This is a genomic window from Janthinobacterium sp. PSPC3-1 (assembly GCF_049896105.1).
Taxonomy (GTDB): Bacteria; Pseudomonadota; Gammaproteobacteria; order Burkholderiales; family Burkholderiaceae_D; genus Janthinobacterium.
In genome coordinates, this window is the sequence record NZ_JAFCTQ010000001.1 from 145,833 (window position 1) to 164,607 (window position 18,775).

Genomic DNA, 18,775 nt, shown 5'->3' on the forward strand with positions numbered 1-18,775 from the left:
CACCGCACGGACCACTGACATGACCCAACGCCTCATCCTCGCCTCCAATAACGCCGGCAAGCTCAAGGAATTCAATGAGCTGCTCTCGACCATCGGCTTTGCCGTGCACGCCCAGGGCGAATACGACGTCCCCGAAGCCGACGAGCCGTTTCATACCTTTGTCGAGAACGCGCTGCAAAAGGCGCGTCATGCGGCGCGCCTGACGGGCTTGCCCGCGCTGGCCGACGATTCCGGCGTGTGCGTCAACGCACTCGGCGGCGCACCCGGTGTGTATTCGGCGCGCTATGCGGGCGAGCCGAAGTCGGACGCCGCCAATAGCGCCAGACTGATCGCCGACCTCGAGCCGCACGCCGACAAATCGGCTTATTATTACTGCGTTCTGGTGTATGTGCGCCACGCCGACGACCCGCAGCCGGTGATCGCCGACGCGCGCTGGCACGGCGAGATGATCGCCACGCCACGCGGCGCGGGCGGTTTCGGCTACGATCCGCATTTTTATATCCCTGCCTTGGGCAAGTGCGCGGCCGAGCTGACGGCCGACGAAAAGAACGCGCTGTCGCACCGCGGCCAGGCGCTGCGCGTGCTGGTGGATAAACTGCGATGATACCGATCAAAGTCGCCGGCAGCATCGCCCGGCCGGGCAGCAAGCCTGCCAACACCCCAGTGCCGCAGGACGGCATATCCGGCGCCGCCGGCGCGGCCCTGCGCTATCTGCAGCCGGGCGCCCTGAACCTGACGGCCTTGCCGCCGCTGTCGCTGTACATCCATTTTCCGTGGTGCGTCAAGAAATGCCCGTACTGCGACTTCAATTCGCACGAGGTACGCCAGGAGCAGGGCTTTCCGGAAGAGGAATACCTGGCGGCGCTGCGGCTGGACCTGGAAATGGCGCTGCCGCTGATCTGGGGCCGCAGGATCCACACCATTTTTATCGGCGGCGGCACGCCCAGCCTGATGTCGGCGGCCGGGCTGGACCGGCTGATGTCCGACGTGCGCACCTTGCTGCCCTTGGAGCCGGACTGCGAAATCACCATGGAGGCCAATCCCGGTACCTTCGAGACGGAAAAATTCAAGTCGTACCGGGCCAGCGGCATCAACCGCCTGTCGGTCGGCATCCAGAGTTTCAACGGTCGCCACCTGCAGGCGCTGGGCCGCATCCATGACGACAACGAGGCGCGCCGCGCGGTAGAGATCGCGCATGCGCATTTCAACAATTTCAACCTCGACCTGATGTACGCGCTGCCGTCGCAGACCCTGGCCGAAGCGCAGGCGGACCTGGAGACGGCGCTGTCGTTCGCGCCGCCGCACCTGTCGCTGTATCATCTGACACTGGAACCGAACACCCTGTTTGCAAAGTATCCGCCGGTGCTGCCCGACGATGACGAGAGCGCCGATATCGCCGACATGGTGGCCGCGCGCGCCGCGCAGGCCGGTTATGGCCGCTACGAAGTGTCGGCCTATGCCCAGCCGGGCCGCCAGGCGCGCCACAACCGCAATTACTGGGAGTTCGGCGACTATCTCGGCATCGGCGCCGGTGCGCATACCAAGATCTCGTTCCCGCACCGCGTGCTGCGCCAGGCCCGCTACAAGCAGCCGCGCGCCTATATGGACGCCGTGCGTGCGGGCAATCCGGTGCAGGACGAGCGCGAACTGGCGCGCGAGGAAATGGGTTTCGAGTTCATGCTCAACACCCTGCGCCTGACCGGCGGATTTTCACCGAATCTGTTTGCCGAGCGCACGGGACTGGCGCTGAACGCCATCGAACAGCCGCTCAACGCGGCCGAAGCGAAGGGCCTGCTGTACCGCGATCACCAGGTGATACGGCCGACCGAACTGGGCCTCTGTTTCCTCAACGACCTGCAGCAGATGTTCCTGGAAGAGTAATTCACTGCAGCCCAGCCGCGCGCAGCCGCTGCAATTTGGCGGCATACAGCGCGTGGTCGCCGCGGGTCAGGCTTTGCGCCATCGCCAGTTCCAACTGCTGGCCGGCTTGCGGCCACTGCCCCAGCCGCGCGTGGGCCTGGGCCAGCCAGAAATGGAATTCGTGATAATACGGGTCGCGCGCGATCTCGCGCGAGAACAGGGCGATGGCCCCCGCGTAATCTTGCCGCGCCATCGCGGCCTTGCCCAAATTGAAATAATGGAACGGTGGCTGCGGCTGCAGGGCCAGCAGGCGCTGCCGCAATGGCTGTGCCTGTTCCGCCATGCCGGACGCTTCCAGCGCCTGCGCCAGGTTTGCCAGCAGCACCGTATTGTCCGGCGTGCGCGCCAGCGCGTGGGCCAGGGTGCGGCGCGCCGCTGCGGTATCGCCATGGCGCAGCTGGATCACGCCCAGCGTATTGTAGGCGCCGCTGAACGACGGGTCTTGCACGATGGCGCTCCTGGCCCACCAGTAGGCCGCGTGCAGCTGGCCCTGGCGCATGGTTTCGGCGGCGCGGTTATTCATGTACATCGCCAGGATGGTCGCCTCGCTCAGCTCGCGCGTGCGGTAGCCGGCCACGTCTTTCGAGGGCAGGAAATCGATCACCATCATGCCGTTGACGTCGTAGTTGCCGGGATTGTCATTGCGCTGGCGGCCCAGCACCAGGTTGACATGGCCGGCGACAAAATACATGTCGCCGCTGCGGCTCCAGCTTTCTTCGCCGAGCACTTCCTGGTAGCGCACGGACAGGCCCAGTTCCTGCGCCAGTGCGGCCGTCATGATCACCAGCGACAGGCAGTTGCCGCTGCGCGCGGCAAAGGTTTCGCTGGCGTTGCGCGTCATTTCGGCATCGTATTCGAGCTTGAGGCGGGCCTCGTCATACAGTGCGCCATGCAGCGCGGCGCGCGGATTCTTCAGGCGCGCTTCGCGCCGCACGTCGGTGCGCAAATACTGGCGCATGGCGTCATCGAGGGCGAACACCTGGCCCGCATCGACCGCGATGGCCGGCGCAAAGGCGCTGTCGGTGAAGATCGGGGGGATGCTGGCCGGCGGCGCGGCGCAGGCGGCCAGCAGCGCGCATGACAGCGCAGTGATCAAGGTACTGAAATGGCGGCGCATGGTCTCTCCCGCACAGGCGCTGGTCGAACTGCCGCAGGTGGCGCGCCTGGCCCACCTGCCACCAGTATTGACACGGGAAATGCCGCTGTCAATGTCTTTAGAACTCTTCCCAGTCCTGCTCTCCGGCGGGCATGGCGGGCGCCTTGCGCGGCGCAGGGTGGGCTGCCAGGGCCGGTTTCGCAATGGTTTTGCGCGCGGCCGGCGCGGCATGCACGGCGGGACGCGGCTTCACGGAGGCCGGCGCGCTCACCGCCAGCGACTGCTCCAGCTTGAAGCCGCCGGCCACCTGCGCCAGGCGCGCCGCCTGGTCCTGCATGCTTTCGGCGGCCGCCGCCGCTTCCTCCACCAGCGCGGCGTTCTGCTGCGTCACCTGGTCCATCTGCGCGATGGCCTGGTTGACCTGGTCGATGCCCATGCTCTGCTCGGCGCTGGCCGAGGTGATTTCGGCCATGATATCGGTTACGCGGCGCACGCTGTCGACCACCTCGTTCATGGTGCTGCCGGCCTGCTGCACCAGCCGGCTGCCGCCGTTGACCTGCGCCACCGAGTCGTCGATCAGGCTCTTGATTTCCTTGGCCGCACTGGCGGAGCGCTGCGCCAGGTTGCGCACTTCGGTCGCCACCACGGCAAAGCCGCGCCCCTGTTCGCCGGCGCGCGCCGCCTCCACGGCCGCGTTCAGCGCCAGGATATTGGTCTGGAAGGCGATGCCGTCGATGACGCCGATAATGTCGACGATTTTCTTGGACGACGCATCGATGGCGCCCATGGTGTCGACCACCTGGCCGACGATGCCGCCGCCCCGTTCCGCCACTTCCGAGGCGGACAGGGCCAGCTGGTTGGCCTGGCGCGCATTGTCGGCGTTCTGCCGCACGGTGGACGTGAGCTCTTCCATCGACGAGGCGGTTTCTTCCAGCGAACTGGCCTGCTGTTCCGTGCGCGACGACAGATCCTGGTTGCCGGCCGCAATTTCACTCGATGCCGTGGCGATCGCGTGGGTGCCCGTCTGCACCTGCGAGACCACATTGGTCAGCGCATCGTTCATGCCCTTCAGGGCGCGCATCAGGTCGCCGACCTCATCGCGCGTGGCGTGGCCGAATGTGGTGCGCAGGTCGCCCTCGGCGACGGTGGTGGCCACCGCGATGGCCGCCTGCAGCGGCTGCGTGATCGAGCGCGTGATCAGCCACGCGCACAGGCTGCCGAAGACGATCATCAGGCCGGCCAGGATGGCGGTCAGGGTCAGGCTGCGGGTATTGGCCTGCTCGATCGCCAGGGCGGTGTCGTCGATGGCCTGGCGCTGCTGGGCCAGGAAACCCTGGACCTTGGCCTGGTAGGCTTCGGCGGCCGGCATGTACTGCTGGGTGTAGGCGCGCTCGGCGTCCGCGGCCTGGCCGGTTTTCTTGGCCGCCATCACCGCCTGCTTGGCCTCCTGGTACACGCCGCGCACCTGCATCACCGAGGCAAAAGTGGCTTTTTCCTGCTCGGTCGACAGCATGCCCTCCACCTGTTTCAGCAGTCCGCCACCCTTCTTGGTGCCGGCCGCGATGGCGTCGGCAAACGTCACCGACAAGCTCTCGTCCGAGCTTTTGGCGATCAGCGAAGTGCGCTCCACCGCCGAATAGATCAGCAGGTACAGGTCGGACGCCAGGCGCTCCTTGGCCAGCGGCTTTTCCATCATGGCGCGCGTCGCCTGGGCGTTGCTCCAGGCGCTGATCACGGAAAACGAGGTGCACACGATGGCCAGCAGCAGCACCACGGCAAAGCCGATCGCCAGGCGGGCGCCGATGCGAATGTTCGAGAGTGTTTTCATGGTGTCTTTTGGTTACAGTGATCAATAAAGCATTCTCTATTGGAAATGCTACATGGGCATGACGATGGCGAATGGCTGGCGCCATGTTCGAAGCTGCTGCGGCTGCGGGGCCGGAGGGTATCCGGCCGAAAGATTCGGAAGGCGGGGTAGAGCCTAAAAGCTGGAAAAAATGAAAATAAGCAAAAAAGCCATGCCTTGGATCAAGAAAACAAAGGGTGGCAATGTGCGAATCCTACCATGGAGATTTGACTGCCGGTATGAAAAACGCCCCGCCCTGGTGCGTCCGGGAGCGGCTGTTGTTTTTCGCTCAGGCGTGCAGGTCGAGCGCCTGACGCAGGTCCGGCTGCTCGGCCCAGTGCGCAAAGGCGGCGGCCATGCGTTCGCTTTCGGCGATGGCGCGGCGCCAGTCGCGCATGCGCGCCGCGTGATCCTGGCCGTAATGGGGAAAGTCGCGCCGGTCGGGCAGCTTGCCGTTCGGCAGGCTGGCGACAAAGGCGGGCGAGGGCGAGACCAGGATCATGTTGTCCAGCGCCGCATCCTGGCCGCGCACGCGGCGCCAGGGCATGGCCTTGTCCAGCCAGCCCGGCACGAGATGGTCGGCAAAATGCGGATACAGCACCAGATCCGGCTCGCGCTGGTAGGGCAGGTGCAGGTGGTAATCGACCAGGCCGCCGTCCCAGTAGCGCCCGGGCGGCGCGCCGGCGATATCCTGCACGGCGTCGAGCACCAGCGGAATCGAACCCGAGGCCAGCAGTGCGTCGCGCAGATTGTCCTGCGCCAGCGGCACGAAGTGGGCATTGAAGGCGTCGAAGCGCGAACGCAGCCAGCCGGCGCCGTCCGGCCCCGCATGGAACACCACCCTTTCCAGCGAGGCGGCCAGGCGCTCGCGCGCCAGCGCATTGCCGGCCGCGGCCAGCAGAAAGCCGCGCTTGTCGCGCCATGGCCCGGGGCTGGCCAGGCCCCCGATGCCGCGCACGGCCAGCACGGCCAGGCTGTGCTGCGCGTGCTGCAGCAGCTGCGCATCCTGGCCGTCGAGCATGGCGTCGAGCAGGGCGCGGCAGGTGCGGCTGACGTGGGCCGGCGTCGGCTTGTCGGGATAGCGCTGGCCCACGTAATCGCGCACCAGGCGGCGCTGGGCCGCGACCGGGTCGGGAAAGGTGGCCGCCGCCATGCGCCAGGCGCCGATCGAGGCGCCGATGAACTGGCGCCGGCGCGGCGCGCGCGGCAGGAAATCGCCGAACAGCCAGCAGTCCAGCTGGTGCAGGATCAAGCCCTTCGGCCCGCCGGCGGCGGCCGGCACGATGGCGATGTCAAGCGCGCGCAAGCCATGCTCGGCGATGCGGGCGCGGGCCCGGCGGCCCAGGCGGATGGTGATGGCGGACGTGCTTGGCGACATGGGTGCGGCTCGCGGCTGGTAAACAGTTTTCCATTGTAGCGCCAGTGGACGGATCAGGCGTGCGACAAATCTTGCCGGTTTTTACTATTATCCGAAGATCAAACATGGTGGAAAGATCAATGCATCCGCCATGCCTGCCACGGACTTTCAGAAAGACAAAAACGGATACATGAGCAAAGCCTACCTGTTATCAAGCACACTGTTCTTCACCACCTTGCTGACCGCTTGCGGTGGCGGTTCCTCCTCTTCCGGCAGCAGCGGCGCTGTCAATCCGGTCACGCCGCCCGTTGCCAGCGGCGACACAGGCAGCATCAGCGCACCTTTTGCCAACAATGCCAACGGCCGTTACCTGCTGCTGGCCGTCGCCAGCCAGAGCACCGGTCCGCTCACCACCGTCACGCAAGGCGGCACTGGCGCGCTGAGCGCGATTGCCGGCACCACCTTCACTGGCACCCCGGCCATCACGCGCGAGATCAGCGGCGACGCCAGCTTTGCGCAAGGGCGCTGGTTTACCGGCACGCTTACCAGCAGCGGCGGCGCCACCATCATGACGGGCAATAACGCCAGCGCGCACTACACGGTCTACAAGACGCCCGCCAGCCTGCCCGCCAGCGGCAGCCTGGCCTGCGACGCCGGCAGCTTCACCGCGCCGAGCTATGTGGGCGGCAGCGCGATTGGCCAAAACGCCTATTTCGGCACGGCCGCTGGCCGCGCCACGCTGTCGTTCAGCGCCGCCGGCGCCGCCTTGTCCATGACGGTCGATGCCAGCGCTGGCGGCAGCACGGGAAGCATCAGCGGCGCGGGCCTGGCAGGCACGCCCGCATCGACGGCGATTACCGGTGCCTTCCTCGGCGGCAGCACCGGCACCCTGCTGGCGCTGGGAGACGCCGGCGCCGGACGCTACCTGCTGATCGGCGGCTACAAGGTCACGCTGGCCAATGGCGCCAACTACCAGGGCGTGGCGACGTTCCGCTGTTCCTGACCCGGCCGGACATGAAAAAAGCGGCGCCGTGCAGACCGCACGGACGCCGCTTTTTTATCGGGTGCGCAGCTTAGCGCAACGCCGAGATCAGCTGTTTCAGCTTGCCCGTATCGACGCAGAAGGCGCGGATGCCTTCGGCCAGTTTTTCGGTCGCCATCGCGTCTTCATTCATCATGAAGCGGAACGATTTCTCATCGAGCGACATCTTGACGATGCTGGCGCCCGGCGCCGCTTCGGCGCTCAGCTTGCGCGCCACCGGCGCATCGCTGTCGGCCAGCTTTTGCAGCAGGTCGGGGCTGATGGTCAGCAGGTCGCAGCCGGCCAGTTCCAGGATTTGCGAGGTATTGCGGAAGCTCGCGCCCATCACTTCGGTGGTGTAGCCAAACTTGCGGTAGTAATTGTAGATGCGCTTGACCGACTGCACGCCCGGGTCTTCCGCGCCCAGGTAGTCGATGCCGGTCGATTTCTTGTACCAGTCATAGATGCGGCCGACGAACGGCGAAATCAGCTGAGCGCCCGCTTCGGCGCAGGCGATCGCCTGCGCCAGCGAGAACAGCAGGGTCATGTTGCAGCGGATGCCTTCCTTTTCCAGGATCTCGGCGGCGCGGATGCCTTCCCAGGTCGAGGCCATCTTGATCAGCACGCGTTCGCGCGGGATGCCGGCGTTCGAATACAGGGCGACCAGGTCGCGGCCCTTGGCCACCGTGCCGTCGATGTCGAACGACAGGCGCGCATCGACTTCGGTCGAGACACGGCCCGGGATGGTTTGCAGGATCTCGACGCCAAACGCGATCAGCAGGCGGTCGATGATTTCGCCGGTCGAAGCGTTCGGATGGTCGCGCACGGCCTTTTCCAGCAGCGGCTTGTATTCATCCTTTTGCACGGCCTTCAGGATCAGCGAAGGATTGGTGGTCGCATCGCGCGGCGTGTACGCCTGGATCGACTGGAAGTCGCCGGTATCGGCCACCACGGTGGTGTACTGTTTGAGTTGTTCTAATTGGTTCATGGCTGCGCTAGAAAGAAGGGAGGGGCTTGCCGGGCTATTGTACCGACTAGCCGATAAACGAATCAAACTGCATGTCAAATTCCTGCAGCGCCTTCTGCGCATTCTGCATCTTCTTGCGGAACTCCGGCCCGCGCTGCAGGGCCAGGCCCACGGCCAGCACGTCGATCACCACCAGGTAGGCCAGGCGCGCCGAGATTGGCGTGTAGGGGTCGGTGTTGAAGATCAGGTCGATCGGGATCAGCACGGTGGCCAGGTCCGCCAGCGGCGTGCCCGACGGCGCCAGCACGATCACGTCGGCGCCGCCGCGGCGCGCCAGTTTCACCGAGCGCACCAGGGCCGGGCTGTTGCCGCGCTGCGAGATGGCGACCAGCGCATCGCCGCCGCGCAGCAGGGCCGCCGCGATGCTGTGGATGTTCGGATCGCTGTAGGCCACCGTCGGCACGCCCGAGCGGAAGAACTTGTGCTGGGCGTCGGCCGCCACGATGCCCGAGGTACCCTGGCCATAGAATTCGATCTTGCTGGCGCGCGACAGAATGTCGAGCGCGCGCTGTATCGCTTCCGGGTTCAGGTTGTTGCGCAGGTCGAGCAGGGTATTGATCGAGCGGCTGCAGATTTTATTGACCAGGTCGGCCGCCAGGTCATCCTGCGCCGGCTGCTCGTTGGCGCCGGGCATGGCCAGCGCCAGCCCCTGCGCCAGGCGCAGCTTGAATTCATGCCAGCCGTCATAGCCCAGGGTGCGGCAAAAGCGCACCACGGTCGGCTCGGACACCTGCGCGTGTTTCGCCAACGCCGTGATGTTCTGGCTGACCGTCTGGTTCGGCTGTTCCAGCACCGCCAGCGCGACCTTTTTCTCCGATTTGGAGAGCGAGTCGAGCTGGGTGCGGATGGAGTCGAGCAGCATCAGGAAACCTTTCTTTCACTGTGCTGCACGTGGACATTAAATAAGGCGTCCATCAATCTTCCGGTAAAGCTTCTTCACGCCACTGCAAGCCATCGCGCCCGATCAGCGCGCTGGCTGCGGCCGGGCCCCAGGTGCCAGCCGTGTACGGGATCGGCGCGCTGTCGTTCTGTTCCCAGTTGTCGAGAATCGGTTCGACCCATTCCCAGGCCGCTTCCAGTTCGTCGCCGCGCATGAACAGGGTCAGCTGGCCGCGCAGGACGTCCAGCAGCAGGCGCTCGTAGGCGTCCATGCGCGGGGTCTTGAACGATTCGCGGAAATCGAGTTCCAGTTCGGCCGGTTTCAGACGCATGCCGTCGCCCGGGGTTTTTGCCATCAGGTTCATGCGCAGGCCTTCGTCGGGCTGCAGGCGGATCACCAGGCAGTTCGGCTGGAAGCTGGAGGTCGGCTGGTTGAAGATCGAGTGCGGGATCTGCTTGAAGCGCACGACGATTTCGGCCAGGCTGTCGGCCATGCGTTTTCCCGTGCGCAGGTAGAACGGCACGCCGGCCCAGCGCCAGGTGTCGATTTCCGCTTTCAGCGCGACAAAGGTTTCGGTGCGCGAGTGTTGCGGCGCATCCGGCTCGTCGCGGTAGCTCGGCACGGTGGTGCCGTCGACATGGCCGGCGCGGTACTGGCCGCGCACGATGTTTTGCGCCAGGGTGGTCGGCGTGAATTTTTTCAGCGAGCGCAGCACTTGCAGCTTTTCATCGCGCACGGCGTCCGGCGCGATCGAGGTCGGCGGTTCCATGGCGACGATGCACAGCAGTTGCAGCAGGTGATTCTGCAGCATGTCGCGCAGCGCGCCCGAGGTGTCGTAGTAGCCCATGCGGTTGCCCACGCCCAGTTTCTCGGCGATGGTGATCTGCACGTCGGAAATCCACTCGCGGCGCCACAGCGGCTCGAACAGGATATTGCCGAAGCGCAGGGCCAGCAAGTTCTGCACGGTTTCCTTGCCCAGGTAGTGGTCGATGCGGTAGATCTGCGATTCCTGGAACACCTTGCCCACTTCGGCATTGATCTGCTTGGCGCTTGCCAGGTCGCGGCCCAGCGGTTTTTCCAGCACCACGCGCGAATTCGGCGTCACCAGGCCATTTTCTTCCAGGTTGTCGCAGATCAGCGCGAACAGGTGCGGCGGCGTCGCCAGGTAGTACACGCGCGTCAGGTTGGCATCGCCGCGCAGCGCTTCGACCAGCGGTGCATAGGTCGAGGCGTCGCTGGCGTTGAGCGATACATACACGATGCGCGCGCAGAACTTGCTCCACGTGGCGGCATTCAGGGTGCTGGCCTTGATGTGCGGGCGGGAATTGGTTTCCACCATTTTCAGGAAAGCGTCCTGGCCGCTGTCCTGGCGGCCCACGCAGATGATGCGCGCCGTCGGCGGCAGGTCGTTCGCGACATCGCGCGCATACATTGCAGGCAGTAATTTACGCATGGCTAAATCGCCGCTGCCGCCAAACAGGACCAGGTCAAAATCGGTAAGAGCCATAATATGATGTCGTCGCAAAAGTAAAGGAGCCGGAGCCGGGAGGGTGCTGATCGCTGACAGCGCTGTGGCGCGCCGCCGCGTTGGTATCGCCGCGTGGTGCCGCAGTCTATGCTACTGTAAATTCATGGTGTAAATTTACTACGTAGAACTGGCAATTGCAAGAAATTTTACTACATTGTGACGGGTCTAGCCAGTCCTGCATTATATGCCTGCCCGCCGGACTTGCCACGTCATCATGCATTCCAGTAAAGCCATGGTTGCAGCGGAAATTTTCACCGGCGGCCGCATGGATTTGCGCTGTAGCAACAGGGACGTCAAGAAAAGCACACGCAAGGCCTTTCCGCCGATTTAAGTAACTTTGGGGAAATAAATTGACCGTATAATCGGCGTAAAACGCTGACAACCATGTTGGCGATAATATACTGCGCTGTAGCGTCGGCCATGCCCCGAATCCGCCTTCCGACCCTACCGTACCATGCATTCAGCCATGAACGCGCGCGGCAAGGCGGACTTCAATCACGCAATACAAGACGGCTCAAGGGGAAATAATGAATTCAATGCAAGAGATCGATGAGCGCACCAGCCTGACAGGCAATAACAAATTCGAACTGTTCCTGTTCAAGCTCGGCACCAGCGACCATTCGACCAGCCGCGAACTGTTCGGCATCAATGTGTTCAAGGTACGCGAGATCATGGAAATGCCGGCCATCACGGCTGTTGCCGGTTCCCATCCGCACATGCTGGGCGTGGTCAATATCCGTGGCCAGATCGTGCCGGTGATCGACTTGCCGATGGCCGTCGGCTGCAAGAGCAATGGCTTGCGTATCCTGATGGTGACCGAATTCGCCCGCTCGACGCAGGCCTTCGCCGTGGAAGAGGTCGATGAAATCGTGCGCCTGGAGTGGAATCAGGTGCTGTCGGCCGAATCGAGCGTCGGTGGCGGCCTGGTCACCAGCATCGCCCGCCTTGATGGCGATACCGACAAGACGCGCCTGGCGCAAGTGCTGGACGTCGAGCAGATCCTGCGCAATGTGCTGCCGTCCGGCGATCCGGACGTCGACAAGACCAGCATCGGCCCGCAGGTGCACCTGCCGCCCGGTTCCGTGATCCTGGCCGCCGACGATTCCTCGCTGGCCAGGTCCCTGATCGAAAAGGGCCTGGAAGCGATGGGCGTGCCCTACATCATGACCAAGACCGGCAAGGAGGCGTGGGAGCGGCTGCAAGCGATCTCGACCCAGGCCGCCGCCGAAGGCAAGACCGCGAAAGACAAGGTGGCGCTGGTGCTGACCGACCTGGAAATGCCGGAAATGGACGGTTTCACCCTGACGCGCAATATCAAGAATGACGGCCGTTTTTCGTCGATCCCGGTGGTCATCCACTCGTCGCTGACGGGCTCGACCAACGAAGACCACGTCAAGGGCGTGGGCGCCGATGGCTATGTGGCCAAGTTCGTGGCGGCGGAACTGGCCGAGACGATACGCAAGGTATTGGCGCGCTGATCACGTTTCACCATGAAAAACGCCGGCACACTCGCATGTGCCGGCGTTTTTTTGCATTTGCACCGTTATGCCTGGTAGGCCGTTTCCACCTGCCCCGCCACATCCACCCTGACCGACAGCACATGCCCCGTCAGCGGATAGTTGGCGATTTCCTCGGCCGAGCGGTTATGGCTGGCAGTGGTGATATACAGGGTGCGCAGGTCGGCGCCGCCGAAGGTGACCATGGTCGGGCAACGGGCCGGCACCGTGATTTCACCGAGCAGCTGGCCATCGGGCGCGAAGCGCAAGATCTTGCCGCCTTCAAACATGGCTGACCAGTAATTGCCCTGGCTGTCGACGGCCGCGCCATCGGGACGGCCGCCATAATCCGCCGCCTTTTTGTCGGTCGAAAAGCGCTGGAACGGCTGTGGTGCGGAAATGGCGCCGGTGGCCGCATCGAAGTCGAAGCGGTCGATGCGGTGGGTGGTGGTGTCCGAGTGGTACATGGTGTGCCGGTCGGGAGAAAAGCCCAGGCCATTCGAGACCGTCATGCCGCCCGACCATACCTTGCGCACTTGCCCCTTTTCCAGCACGAACATTTCCGCCGCATCCGCATTGCGCGGCTCGAAGATCGTGCCGACCCAGAAACGGCCTTTTGGATCGACCTTGCCATCGTTGAAGCGGGTGGTGGCCATGTCGAACGGCGCCGGCGCGATGTCGGCCAGGCTGCCGGTCTTGGTGTCCAGGTGCACGAAGCCGCTGCGCAGCGCCACGATCAGGCCGCCGCCGGCATTGATCGCCAGCGCCGACGGTTCGGTCGGCATGTTCCATTGCGTATGCTTGCCGCTGTCCGGATGGAGGCGGTGCACGGCGCGGCCGTCGATATCGACCCAGTACAGGGCTTGCTCTTTTTCATGCCACAGCGGGCATTCGCCCACCTGCATCGGTTTGTCGCTGACGACCTTGATTTCGTAGATATTCATGTTTTAGTAGGCTGCCTTGGCGGCACGTGCGAGTGAAATAAGGCCATTGGTCGAGCTGTCGTGCAGTTCCGGCTGCGCCTCGCCCGTCAGTTCGGACTGGATTTTCTTGGCCAGTACCTTGCCCAGTTCCACGCCCCACTGGTCAAAACTGTTGACGTTCCACAGCACGCCTTGCACGAACGTCTTGTGTTCATACAGGGCGATCAGCGCGCCCAGGGTCGACGGCGTCAATTGATCCATCAGGATGGTGTTGCTGGGGCGGTTGCCGGGGAAGGTTTTGTGCGGCACCAGCGCCGCGATGTCGTTTTCCGGCAAACCTTGCGCCTGCAGGTCAAGGCGTACTTCCTCGCCCGTCTTGCCGGTCATGAAGGCTTCCGACTGGGCGAAGCAGTTGGCCAGCAGGGCGTCGTGGTGGCCCGGCAGGTCGTGGGTGGCGCGCAGCGCGGCGATAAAGTCGATCGGCGTGATGTCGGTGCCCTGGTGCAGCAGCTGGAAATAGGCGTGCTGGGCATTGGTGCCGCAATCGCCCCAGATCACGGGGCCGGTCGGCACGCCGACGGGCTCGCCGTCCTTGGTGACGCGCTTGCCGTTGCTTTCCATGTCCAGCTGTTGCAAATAGGCCGCAAAGCGGCTCAGGTCCTGGTGATACGGTGCGATCGAGACGGAGCCGCAATCGAGGAACTGGCGGTTCCAGAAGCCCACCATGGCCAGCACCACCGGCATGTTCTGTTCGAGGGGCGCTTCACGGAAATGCCGGTCCATCGCATGCGCGCCGGCCAGGAAGTCGCTGAAGTATTCGAAGCCCACGGCCAGCGCCACTGCCAGGCCGATCGACGACCAGACCGAATAGCGTCCGCCGACCCAGTCCCAGAACGGGAACATATTGGCCGGATCGATGCCGAACTCGACGATGGCTGCCGCATTGGTCGAGACGGCGACGAAATGTTTCGCCAGGTCTTTTTCTTCCGCTTCGAGCAGGAACCAGGCGCGCGCCGTATTGGCGTTCAGCATGGTTTCGGCCGTGACAAACGTTTTCGAGGCCACGATGAACAAGGTCGTTTCCGGATCGACTTTCGACAGGGTCGCCTCCATGTCGTGGCCGTCGACGTTCGACACGAAATGCATTTCCAGGCCCGGGTTGGCATACGAGCGCAGCGCCAGGCAGGCCATTTTCGGGCCCAGGTCGGAGCCGCCGATGCCGATATTGACGACGTCGGAAATCGGCTTGCCGCTGTAGCCGAGCCAGCTGCCGTTGCGGACCTTGTCGGTAAATACCTTCACGCGCTGCAAGACATCCTGCACGTCGGCGTCGATATCCTGGCCGTCGACCACCAGCTTGCTGCCGCGCGGCGCGCGCAATGCGGTGTGCAGAACCGCCCGATGTTCGGTAAGATTGATTTTCTCGCCAGTAAACATCGCTTCGCGCTGCGCTTCCACGCCGCGTTCGCGCGCCAGGTCCATCAGCAGCGCCATGCTGGTCGCATCAACCCGGTTCTTCGAGTAGTCGAGCAGCAGGCCGGCGGCATCGATGGTCATCTGCGCAAAGCGCTGCGGGTTGCCGGCAAACAGCTGGCGCAGGTGCACATCGCGCACGCTGGCGCTGTGGGCCTGCAATTGTTGGAAACTGTTCAAGGCGGTGAGGGCGGGAGTGGACATGGCGGTCGGCTGGGGTACGGGTCTCGGTTATAAGGAATGCGGCGCGCCTAAAATGCGCTGCCGACGGTGATATGAGAATAATACATCAGAAAAAAGTAAATTCACTACAGTTTGAAGGGGAGAGCCGGCACCATCCTGTTTTTTTCACGGCGATTGGCCACTGAATCGGGCGATGCTGGTCCCGTTTCGGCCAAATTGTTGCGTGGCGTACAGGCATTGAAAAGCGGCAAAAAAATGGCATATTTATGGAGTTGGCCCAAGCAAGAGTGCTTCTGCTCACCCATTTTGTAGTAAAATTTCACAAAATACTTTTTAAGGAATCCATCATGGCGCTGCATCCAGTAGTCGAATCCGTAACAGCGCGCATCATCGCGCGCAGCCGGCCCTCGCGCGGCGCCTATCTGACGCACCTCGATGCCGCCCGCATCCAGGGCGTGCAGCGCGGCGCGCTGTCGTGTACCAACCTGGCGCACGGCTTTGCCGCCTTCCCGGCCAACGACAAGCTGTCGCTGAAGGAATACAAGAAGCCGTCGGTGGCCATCGTCTCGTCGTACAACGACATGCTGTCGGCGCACCAGCCATTCGAAGGTTTTCCGCAGATTATCAAGCAGGCCGTGCGCGAAGTGGGCGCCGTGGCGCAGTTCGCCGGCGGCGTGCCGGCCATGTGTGATGGCGTGACGCAAGGCCAGCCGGGCATGGAATTGTCGCTGTTTTCGCGCGACACCATCGCCATGTCGACCGCCGTGGCGCTGTCGCACAATATGTTCGACTCGGCCCTGTACCTGGGCGTGTGCGACAAGATCGTGCCGGGCCTCTTGATCGGCGCGCTGCACTTCGGCCACTTGCCGGCCGTGTTCGTGCCGGCCGGCCCGATGACCTCGGGCCTGTCGAACAAGGAAAAAGCCCAGGTGCGCCAGTTGTATGCGCAGGGCAAGGCGACGCGTGAAGACTTGCTCGAAGGCGAGTCGAAGGCCTACCATGGCGCCGGCACCTGTACTTTTTACGGTACCGCCAACAGCAACCAGATGCTGATGGAAGTGATGGGCCTGCACCTGCCGGGTGCCGCCTTCATCACCCCGAACACGCCGCTGCGCGATGCGCTGACGGCCGCCGCCGCCCAGCGCGCCGCCGTGATCACGGCGCAAAGCGGCAGCTACCTGCCGGTTGGCCATATCGTCGACGAGAAATGTATCGTCAATGCCGTGGTGGGCCTGCTGGCCACCGGCGGCTCGACCAATCACACCCTGCACCTGGTGGCGATCGCCAAGGCGGCCGGCATCGTGATCGACTGGAACGACTTCAATGAGCTGTCGGCCATCGTGCCTATGCTGACGCGCATCTATCCGAATGGCGACGCCGACGTCAACCATTTCCACGCCGCCGGCGGCACCGGTTATCTGATCCGCGAACTGCTGGACGCGGGCCTGCTGCACGAAGACGTCAACACCATCCTGGGCCACGGCTTGCGCGCGCACTGCATGGAACCGTTCCTGGGCGAAGACGGCAAGGTCTTCTGGAAAGATGCACCATTGACCAGCGCCGACGAAAGCGTGCTGCGACCGGCCTCGAACCCGTTCGCGCCGGACGGCGGCATGGTGCTGGTGGCGGGTAACCTGGGCCGCGCGGTGATGAAAGTGTCGGCCGTCAAGCCGGAGCATCGCACCGTCGAAGCGCCTGCCATCGTCTTCAATTCGCAGGAAGAGTTCATGGCCGCCTACAAGGCCGGGACGCTGGACCGCGATTTCGTTGCCGTGCTGCGCTTCCAGGGTCCGCGCGCCAACGGCATGCCTGAATTGCATGCGCTGACGCCGGCGCTGGCCAACCTGCAGGATGCCGGCCGCCATGTGGCGCTGGTCACCGACGGCCGCATGTCGGGCGCGTCGGGCAAGGTGCCGGCCGCGATCCACGTCTCGCCTGAAATCCTGGCCGGAGGTCCGCTGGGCCTGGTGCGCGACGGCGACGTCATCCGCCTTGACGCCTTCACCGGCGTGCTCGAAGCGCTGGTGCCGGCCGACGTATGGCATGCGCGTGCGCTGGTCACCGCTGATTTGTCGTCCAGCCATATCGGCATGGGCCGCGAGTTGTTTTCGATGTTCCGCTCCACCGTCAGCGCGGCGGAAGAGGGCGCCACCACGTTCGGCCTGCCATCGCCGATTCCCACCACCGTGCCCTTGCACGAAGGCGAGAATGTCGGCGATACTGTGCCGGGCTCCGATGAAGACTTTTTGGCAAGGAAATAAAATGACAATGACACTCCTGGAAATTATGCGTACCTCGAGCGTGATCCCCGTGATTGCGATCGACGATCCTGAACACGCCGTACCGCTGGCGCGCGCGCTGGTGGCGGGCGGCATCCGCGTGCTGGAAGTAACCTTGCGCACCAAGCACGGCCTGGACGCGATCCGCGCCATGTCCGAAGTGCCGGGCGCCATCGTCGGCGTGGGCACCTTGACCCGTCCTGAAGAATTCGCCGCCGCGCGCGATGCCGGCGCCGTGTTCGGCGTTTCGCCGGGCCTGACCAGCGCCTTGGTGGCCGCCGCGAAAAGCAGCGGCCTGCCGCTGTTGCCTGGCGTAATGACCCCGGGTGAAGTGATGGCGGCGCGTGAAAACGGCTTCCAGCAACTGAAGTTGTTCCCGGCCGTGCCAGCCGGCGGCATCGGCATGCTCAACGCCATCTACGGCCCGCTGCCGGACGTGACGTTCTGCCCGACCGGCGGCATTTCGCAGGAAACGGCGTCGCAGTTCCTGGCGCTGAAAAACGTCGCCTGCGTGGGCGGTTCGTGGCTGACACCGAAGGACGCGATCGCGGCCGGTAACTGGGATCGCATCACGGAAATCGCCAAGGCGGCCAGCGGTTTGCGCTCCGCTTAGGCGTTACGCCTGAGTTCCAATCAAACGGCAAGCTTGCAACGCTTGCCGTTTCTTTTTCTTCCGGATTCCCATGCCAGACTTGCGCCGTCGATTGACCGCTGGTGAAACCGCCATGGCGCGCAGCGTCTTTCATGACGGCATCGACTACGCGCGCGTGCGCGTGGTGCGAGGCTCTTTTCTTCCCTTCAATTTGCAGGACCAGAACACGGCCATGACGCCGCGCGGCAGCCTGTATTTCATGCCGCCCCAGTACCGCATTGACTTTTCACGCGAGGATGCGGGCGGCAAGCTGTTCTTCATCCATGAGATGGTGCATGTGTGGCAGTGGCAGCTGGGCTACAACTGCATCTGGCACGGCTTGCTGCTGGCGCTGTTCGGCGGCTACTTTCGCCAGCGCGCCTACCGCTATGACAGCAGCATCGCGGGCACGGCGTTTGCCGGCTACAACATGGAGCAGCAGGCCGAACTGGTCTCCCACTATTTTGGCGCCACGCAACTGGGACTGGCCTCGATGACGGCCAGGCTGCCTTTTTTGCGCGAGGTGCTGGGCGGCTTCTTGCAGTCGCCCGGCAATGCAAGCTTGCTGCCGCGGCGCTGGTTTACAAGGTGAGCTCGCCCTCGTCCTCGCCATCCCAGTAGTGGATGCGCTTGGCTTGCACCTTGATCAGGATGATGCCTGGCGTGGCCGGGCCCTGCTTGAACCAGCGGTCCATGCTGTCGTCCCAGTGTGCTTCGAAGGCTTGCCGTTCGGTGATCAGCTCGGCCTGGCCTTCGACCGCGATAAACAGCGGCGGCGCGCCGAACAGATGGGCCTTGCCCTGGTAGGCCAGGCCGACGGACGGATCGCGGCGGATATCGTCGACCATGCGCGCGTCGGCCCAGGTGAAGTACCAGGAAGTGCCGTCGTAATCGACGTCCTCGTTATTGCTCATCGGCCGGGCCGCCAGCTGCCCGTTGTCGGTACGTGTCGACAACATCAGGTAGTCGATGTCGGCCATCTTTTTTGCCAGTTCCGGCAAGGTCATTGTGCTCATGTGATGCTCCCGTGGTGGTGTGTGACGCCACGACGGCGCGGTGCGCGCCGCCTCCATGGAGGGAGTTGACCACAGGATGGCGCCGGTCCTGCGTGCGGC

16 protein-coding genes are annotated in these 18,775 nt (G+C 64.0%); 7 read left to right on the plus strand and 9 right to left on the minus strand.

Annotation, left to right across the window (positions count from 1 at the left end; translation table 11 throughout):
• Positions 1 to 19: 19 nt before the first annotated feature.
• Positions 20 to 604 (plus strand): RdgB/HAM1 family non-canonical purine NTP pyrophosphatase, encoded by a 585-nt coding sequence (gene rdgB, locus ACP7B7_RS00720; RefSeq protein ID WP_308924942.1) that lies wholly within the window; start codon positions 20 to 22, stop codon positions 602 to 604.
• Complete coding sequence (gene hemW, locus ACP7B7_RS00725) at positions 601 to 1,881, plus strand: radical SAM family heme chaperone HemW (RefSeq protein ID WP_426075435.1); 1,281 nt, start codon at positions 601 to 603, stop codon at positions 1,879 to 1,881. The genes rdgB and hemW overlap by 4 nt, the downstream gene beginning before the upstream one ends.
• Position 1,882: 1 nt before the next feature.
• Here the strand turns inward: hemW and ACP7B7_RS00730 are convergent, their stop codons facing one another.
• From ACP7B7_RS00730 to ACP7B7_RS00740, 3 genes are all read right to left on the minus strand, one after another.
• The gene (locus tag ACP7B7_RS00730) at positions 1,883 to 3,037 is read right to left on the minus strand and encodes a tetratricopeptide repeat protein (RefSeq protein ID WP_426075436.1); all 1,155 of its coding nucleotides are present in this window, start codon (positions 3,035 to 3,037) and stop codon (positions 1,883 to 1,885) included.
• 97 nt (positions 3,038 to 3,134) lie between these two features.
• Positions 3,135 to 4,844, minus strand: coding sequence for a methyl-accepting chemotaxis protein (locus tag ACP7B7_RS00735; RefSeq protein WP_426075437.1), 1,710 nt, complete (start codon positions 4,842 to 4,844; stop codon positions 3,135 to 3,137).
• A gap of 307 nt (positions 4,845 to 5,151) precedes the next feature.
• Complete coding sequence (locus tag ACP7B7_RS00740) at positions 5,152 to 6,240, minus strand: patatin-like phospholipase family protein (protein WP_426075438.1); 1,089 nt, start codon at positions 6,238 to 6,240, stop codon at positions 5,152 to 5,154.
• Positions 6,241 to 6,409: 169 nt separating this feature from the next.
• On the opposite strand from ACP7B7_RS00740, the gene ACP7B7_RS00745 reads away from it, so the two are divergent.
• Positions 6,410 to 7,222 (plus strand): hypothetical protein, encoded by an 813-nt coding sequence (locus ACP7B7_RS00745; RefSeq protein WP_426075439.1) that lies wholly within the window; start codon positions 6,410 to 6,412, stop codon positions 7,220 to 7,222.
• 70 nt (positions 7,223 to 7,292) lie between these two features.
• Here ACP7B7_RS00745 and tal read toward each other — a convergent pair whose 3' ends face one another.
• Genes tal through zwf form a run of 3 tightly spaced genes read right to left on the minus strand, consistent with a single transcriptional unit; the run spans position 7,293 to position 10,654 of the window.
• Entirely contained in the window at positions 7,293 to 8,228 is a 936-nt protein-coding gene (gene tal, locus ACP7B7_RS00750) for a transaldolase (protein WP_308924948.1), read from the minus strand.
• Between the two features lie 46 nt (positions 8,229 to 8,274).
• Positions 8,275 to 9,129: an SIS domain-containing protein gene (locus tag ACP7B7_RS00755; protein WP_308924949.1), complete on the minus strand. Its 855-nt coding sequence runs from the start codon at positions 9,127 to 9,129 to the stop codon at positions 8,275 to 8,277.
• Between the two features lie 52 nt (positions 9,130 to 9,181).
• Positions 9,182 to 10,654 (minus strand): glucose-6-phosphate dehydrogenase, encoded by a 1,473-nt coding sequence (gene zwf / locus ACP7B7_RS00760; protein WP_308924950.1) that lies wholly within the window; start codon positions 10,652 to 10,654, stop codon positions 9,182 to 9,184.
• 548 nt (positions 10,655 to 11,202) lie between these two features.
• Here zwf and ACP7B7_RS00765 point away from each other — a divergent pair.
• Entirely contained in the window at positions 11,203 to 12,153 is a 951-nt protein-coding gene (locus ACP7B7_RS00765) for a chemotaxis protein (RefSeq protein WP_308924951.1), read from the plus strand.
• Positions 12,154 to 12,218: 65 nt separating this feature from the next.
• Here the strand turns inward: ACP7B7_RS00765 and ACP7B7_RS00770 are convergent, their stop codons facing one another.
• Entirely contained in the window at positions 12,219 to 13,115 is an 897-nt protein-coding gene (locus ACP7B7_RS00770; protein ID WP_308924952.1) for an SMP-30/gluconolactonase/LRE family protein, read from the minus strand.
• A gap of 3 nt (positions 13,116 to 13,118) precedes the next feature.
• Positions 13,119 to 14,771, minus strand: coding sequence for a glucose-6-phosphate isomerase (pgi, locus tag ACP7B7_RS00775; RefSeq protein ID WP_308924953.1), 1,653 nt, complete (start codon positions 14,769 to 14,771; stop codon positions 13,119 to 13,121).
• Positions 14,772 to 15,097: 326 nt separating this feature from the next.
• Between pgi and edd the strand changes: the two genes are divergently transcribed.
• The 3 genes from edd (at position 15,098) to ACP7B7_RS00790 (ending at position 18,252) form a co-directional block, all read left to right on the plus strand.
• A complete protein-coding gene (gene edd, locus ACP7B7_RS00780; RefSeq protein WP_308924954.1) occupies positions 15,098 to 17,011 on the plus strand; it encodes a phosphogluconate dehydratase in 1,914 nt (637 codons plus the stop codon).
• Position 17,012: 1 nt separating this feature from the next.
• Entirely contained in the window at positions 17,013 to 17,642 is a 630-nt protein-coding gene (gene eda, locus ACP7B7_RS00785) for a bifunctional 4-hydroxy-2-oxoglutarate aldolase/2-dehydro-3-deoxy-phosphogluconate aldolase (RefSeq protein WP_308924955.1), read from the plus strand.
• 70 nt (positions 17,643 to 17,712) lie between these two features.
• Positions 17,713 to 18,252, plus strand: coding sequence for a Rhs element Vgr protein (locus tag ACP7B7_RS00790; protein WP_426075440.1), 540 nt, complete (start codon positions 17,713 to 17,715; stop codon positions 18,250 to 18,252).
• Here the strand turns inward: ACP7B7_RS00790 and ACP7B7_RS00795 are convergent.
• The gene (locus ACP7B7_RS00795; RefSeq protein WP_308924957.1) at positions 18,242 to 18,676 is read right to left on the minus strand and encodes a pyridoxamine 5'-phosphate oxidase family protein; all 435 of its coding nucleotides are present in this window, start codon (positions 18,674 to 18,676) and stop codon (positions 18,242 to 18,244) included. The two genes, ACP7B7_RS00790 and ACP7B7_RS00795, sit on opposite strands and share 11 nt — an antisense overlap.
• Positions 18,677 to 18,775: the final 99 nt, after the last annotated feature.

Coding starts and splice junctions, on each gene's coding strand:
- rdgB (WP_308924942.1), top strand. CDS start 20: ATGACCCAACGCCTCATCCTCGCCTCCAATAACGCCGGCAAGCTCAAG.
- hemW (WP_426075435.1), top strand. CDS start 601: ATGATACCGATCAAAGTCGCCGGCAGCATCGCCCGGCCGGGCAGCAAG.
- ACP7B7_RS00730 (WP_426075436.1), bottom strand. CDS start 3,037: ATGCGCCGCCATTTCAGTACCTTGATCACTGCGCTGTCATGCGCGCTG.
- ACP7B7_RS00735 (WP_426075437.1), bottom strand. CDS start 4,844: ATGAAAACACTCTCGAACATTCGCATCGGCGCCCGCCTGGCGATCGGC.
- ACP7B7_RS00740 (WP_426075438.1), bottom strand. CDS start 6,240: ATGTCGCCAAGCACGTCCGCCATCACCATCCGCCTGGGCCGCCGGGCC.
- ACP7B7_RS00745 (WP_426075439.1), top strand. CDS start 6,410: ATGAGCAAAGCCTACCTGTTATCAAGCACACTGTTCTTCACCACCTTG.
- tal (WP_308924948.1), bottom strand. CDS start 8,228: ATGAACCAATTAGAACAACTCAAACAGTACACCACCGTGGTGGCCGAT.
- ACP7B7_RS00755 (WP_308924949.1), bottom strand. CDS start 9,129: ATGCTGCTCGACTCCATCCGCACCCAGCTCGACTCGCTCTCCAAATCG.
- zwf (WP_308924950.1), bottom strand. CDS start 10,654: ATGGCTCTTACCGATTTTGACCTGGTCCTGTTTGGCGGCAGCGGCGAT.
- ACP7B7_RS00765 (WP_308924951.1), top strand. CDS start 11,203: ATGAATTCAATGCAAGAGATCGATGAGCGCACCAGCCTGACAGGCAAT.
- ACP7B7_RS00770 (WP_308924952.1), bottom strand. CDS start 13,115: ATGAATATCTACGAAATCAAGGTCGTCAGCGACAAACCGATGCAGGTG.
- pgi (WP_308924953.1), bottom strand. CDS start 14,771: ATGTCCACTCCCGCCCTCACCGCCTTGAACAGTTTCCAACAATTGCAG.
- edd (WP_308924954.1), top strand. CDS start 15,098: ATGGCGCTGCATCCAGTAGTCGAATCCGTAACAGCGCGCATCATCGCG.
- eda (WP_308924955.1), top strand. CDS start 17,013: ATGACAATGACACTCCTGGAAATTATGCGTACCTCGAGCGTGATCCCC.
- ACP7B7_RS00790 (WP_426075440.1), top strand. CDS start 17,713: ATGCCAGACTTGCGCCGTCGATTGACCGCTGGTGAAACCGCCATGGCG.
- ACP7B7_RS00795 (WP_308924957.1), bottom strand. CDS start 18,676: ATGAGCACAATGACCTTGCCGGAACTGGCAAAAAAGATGGCCGACATC.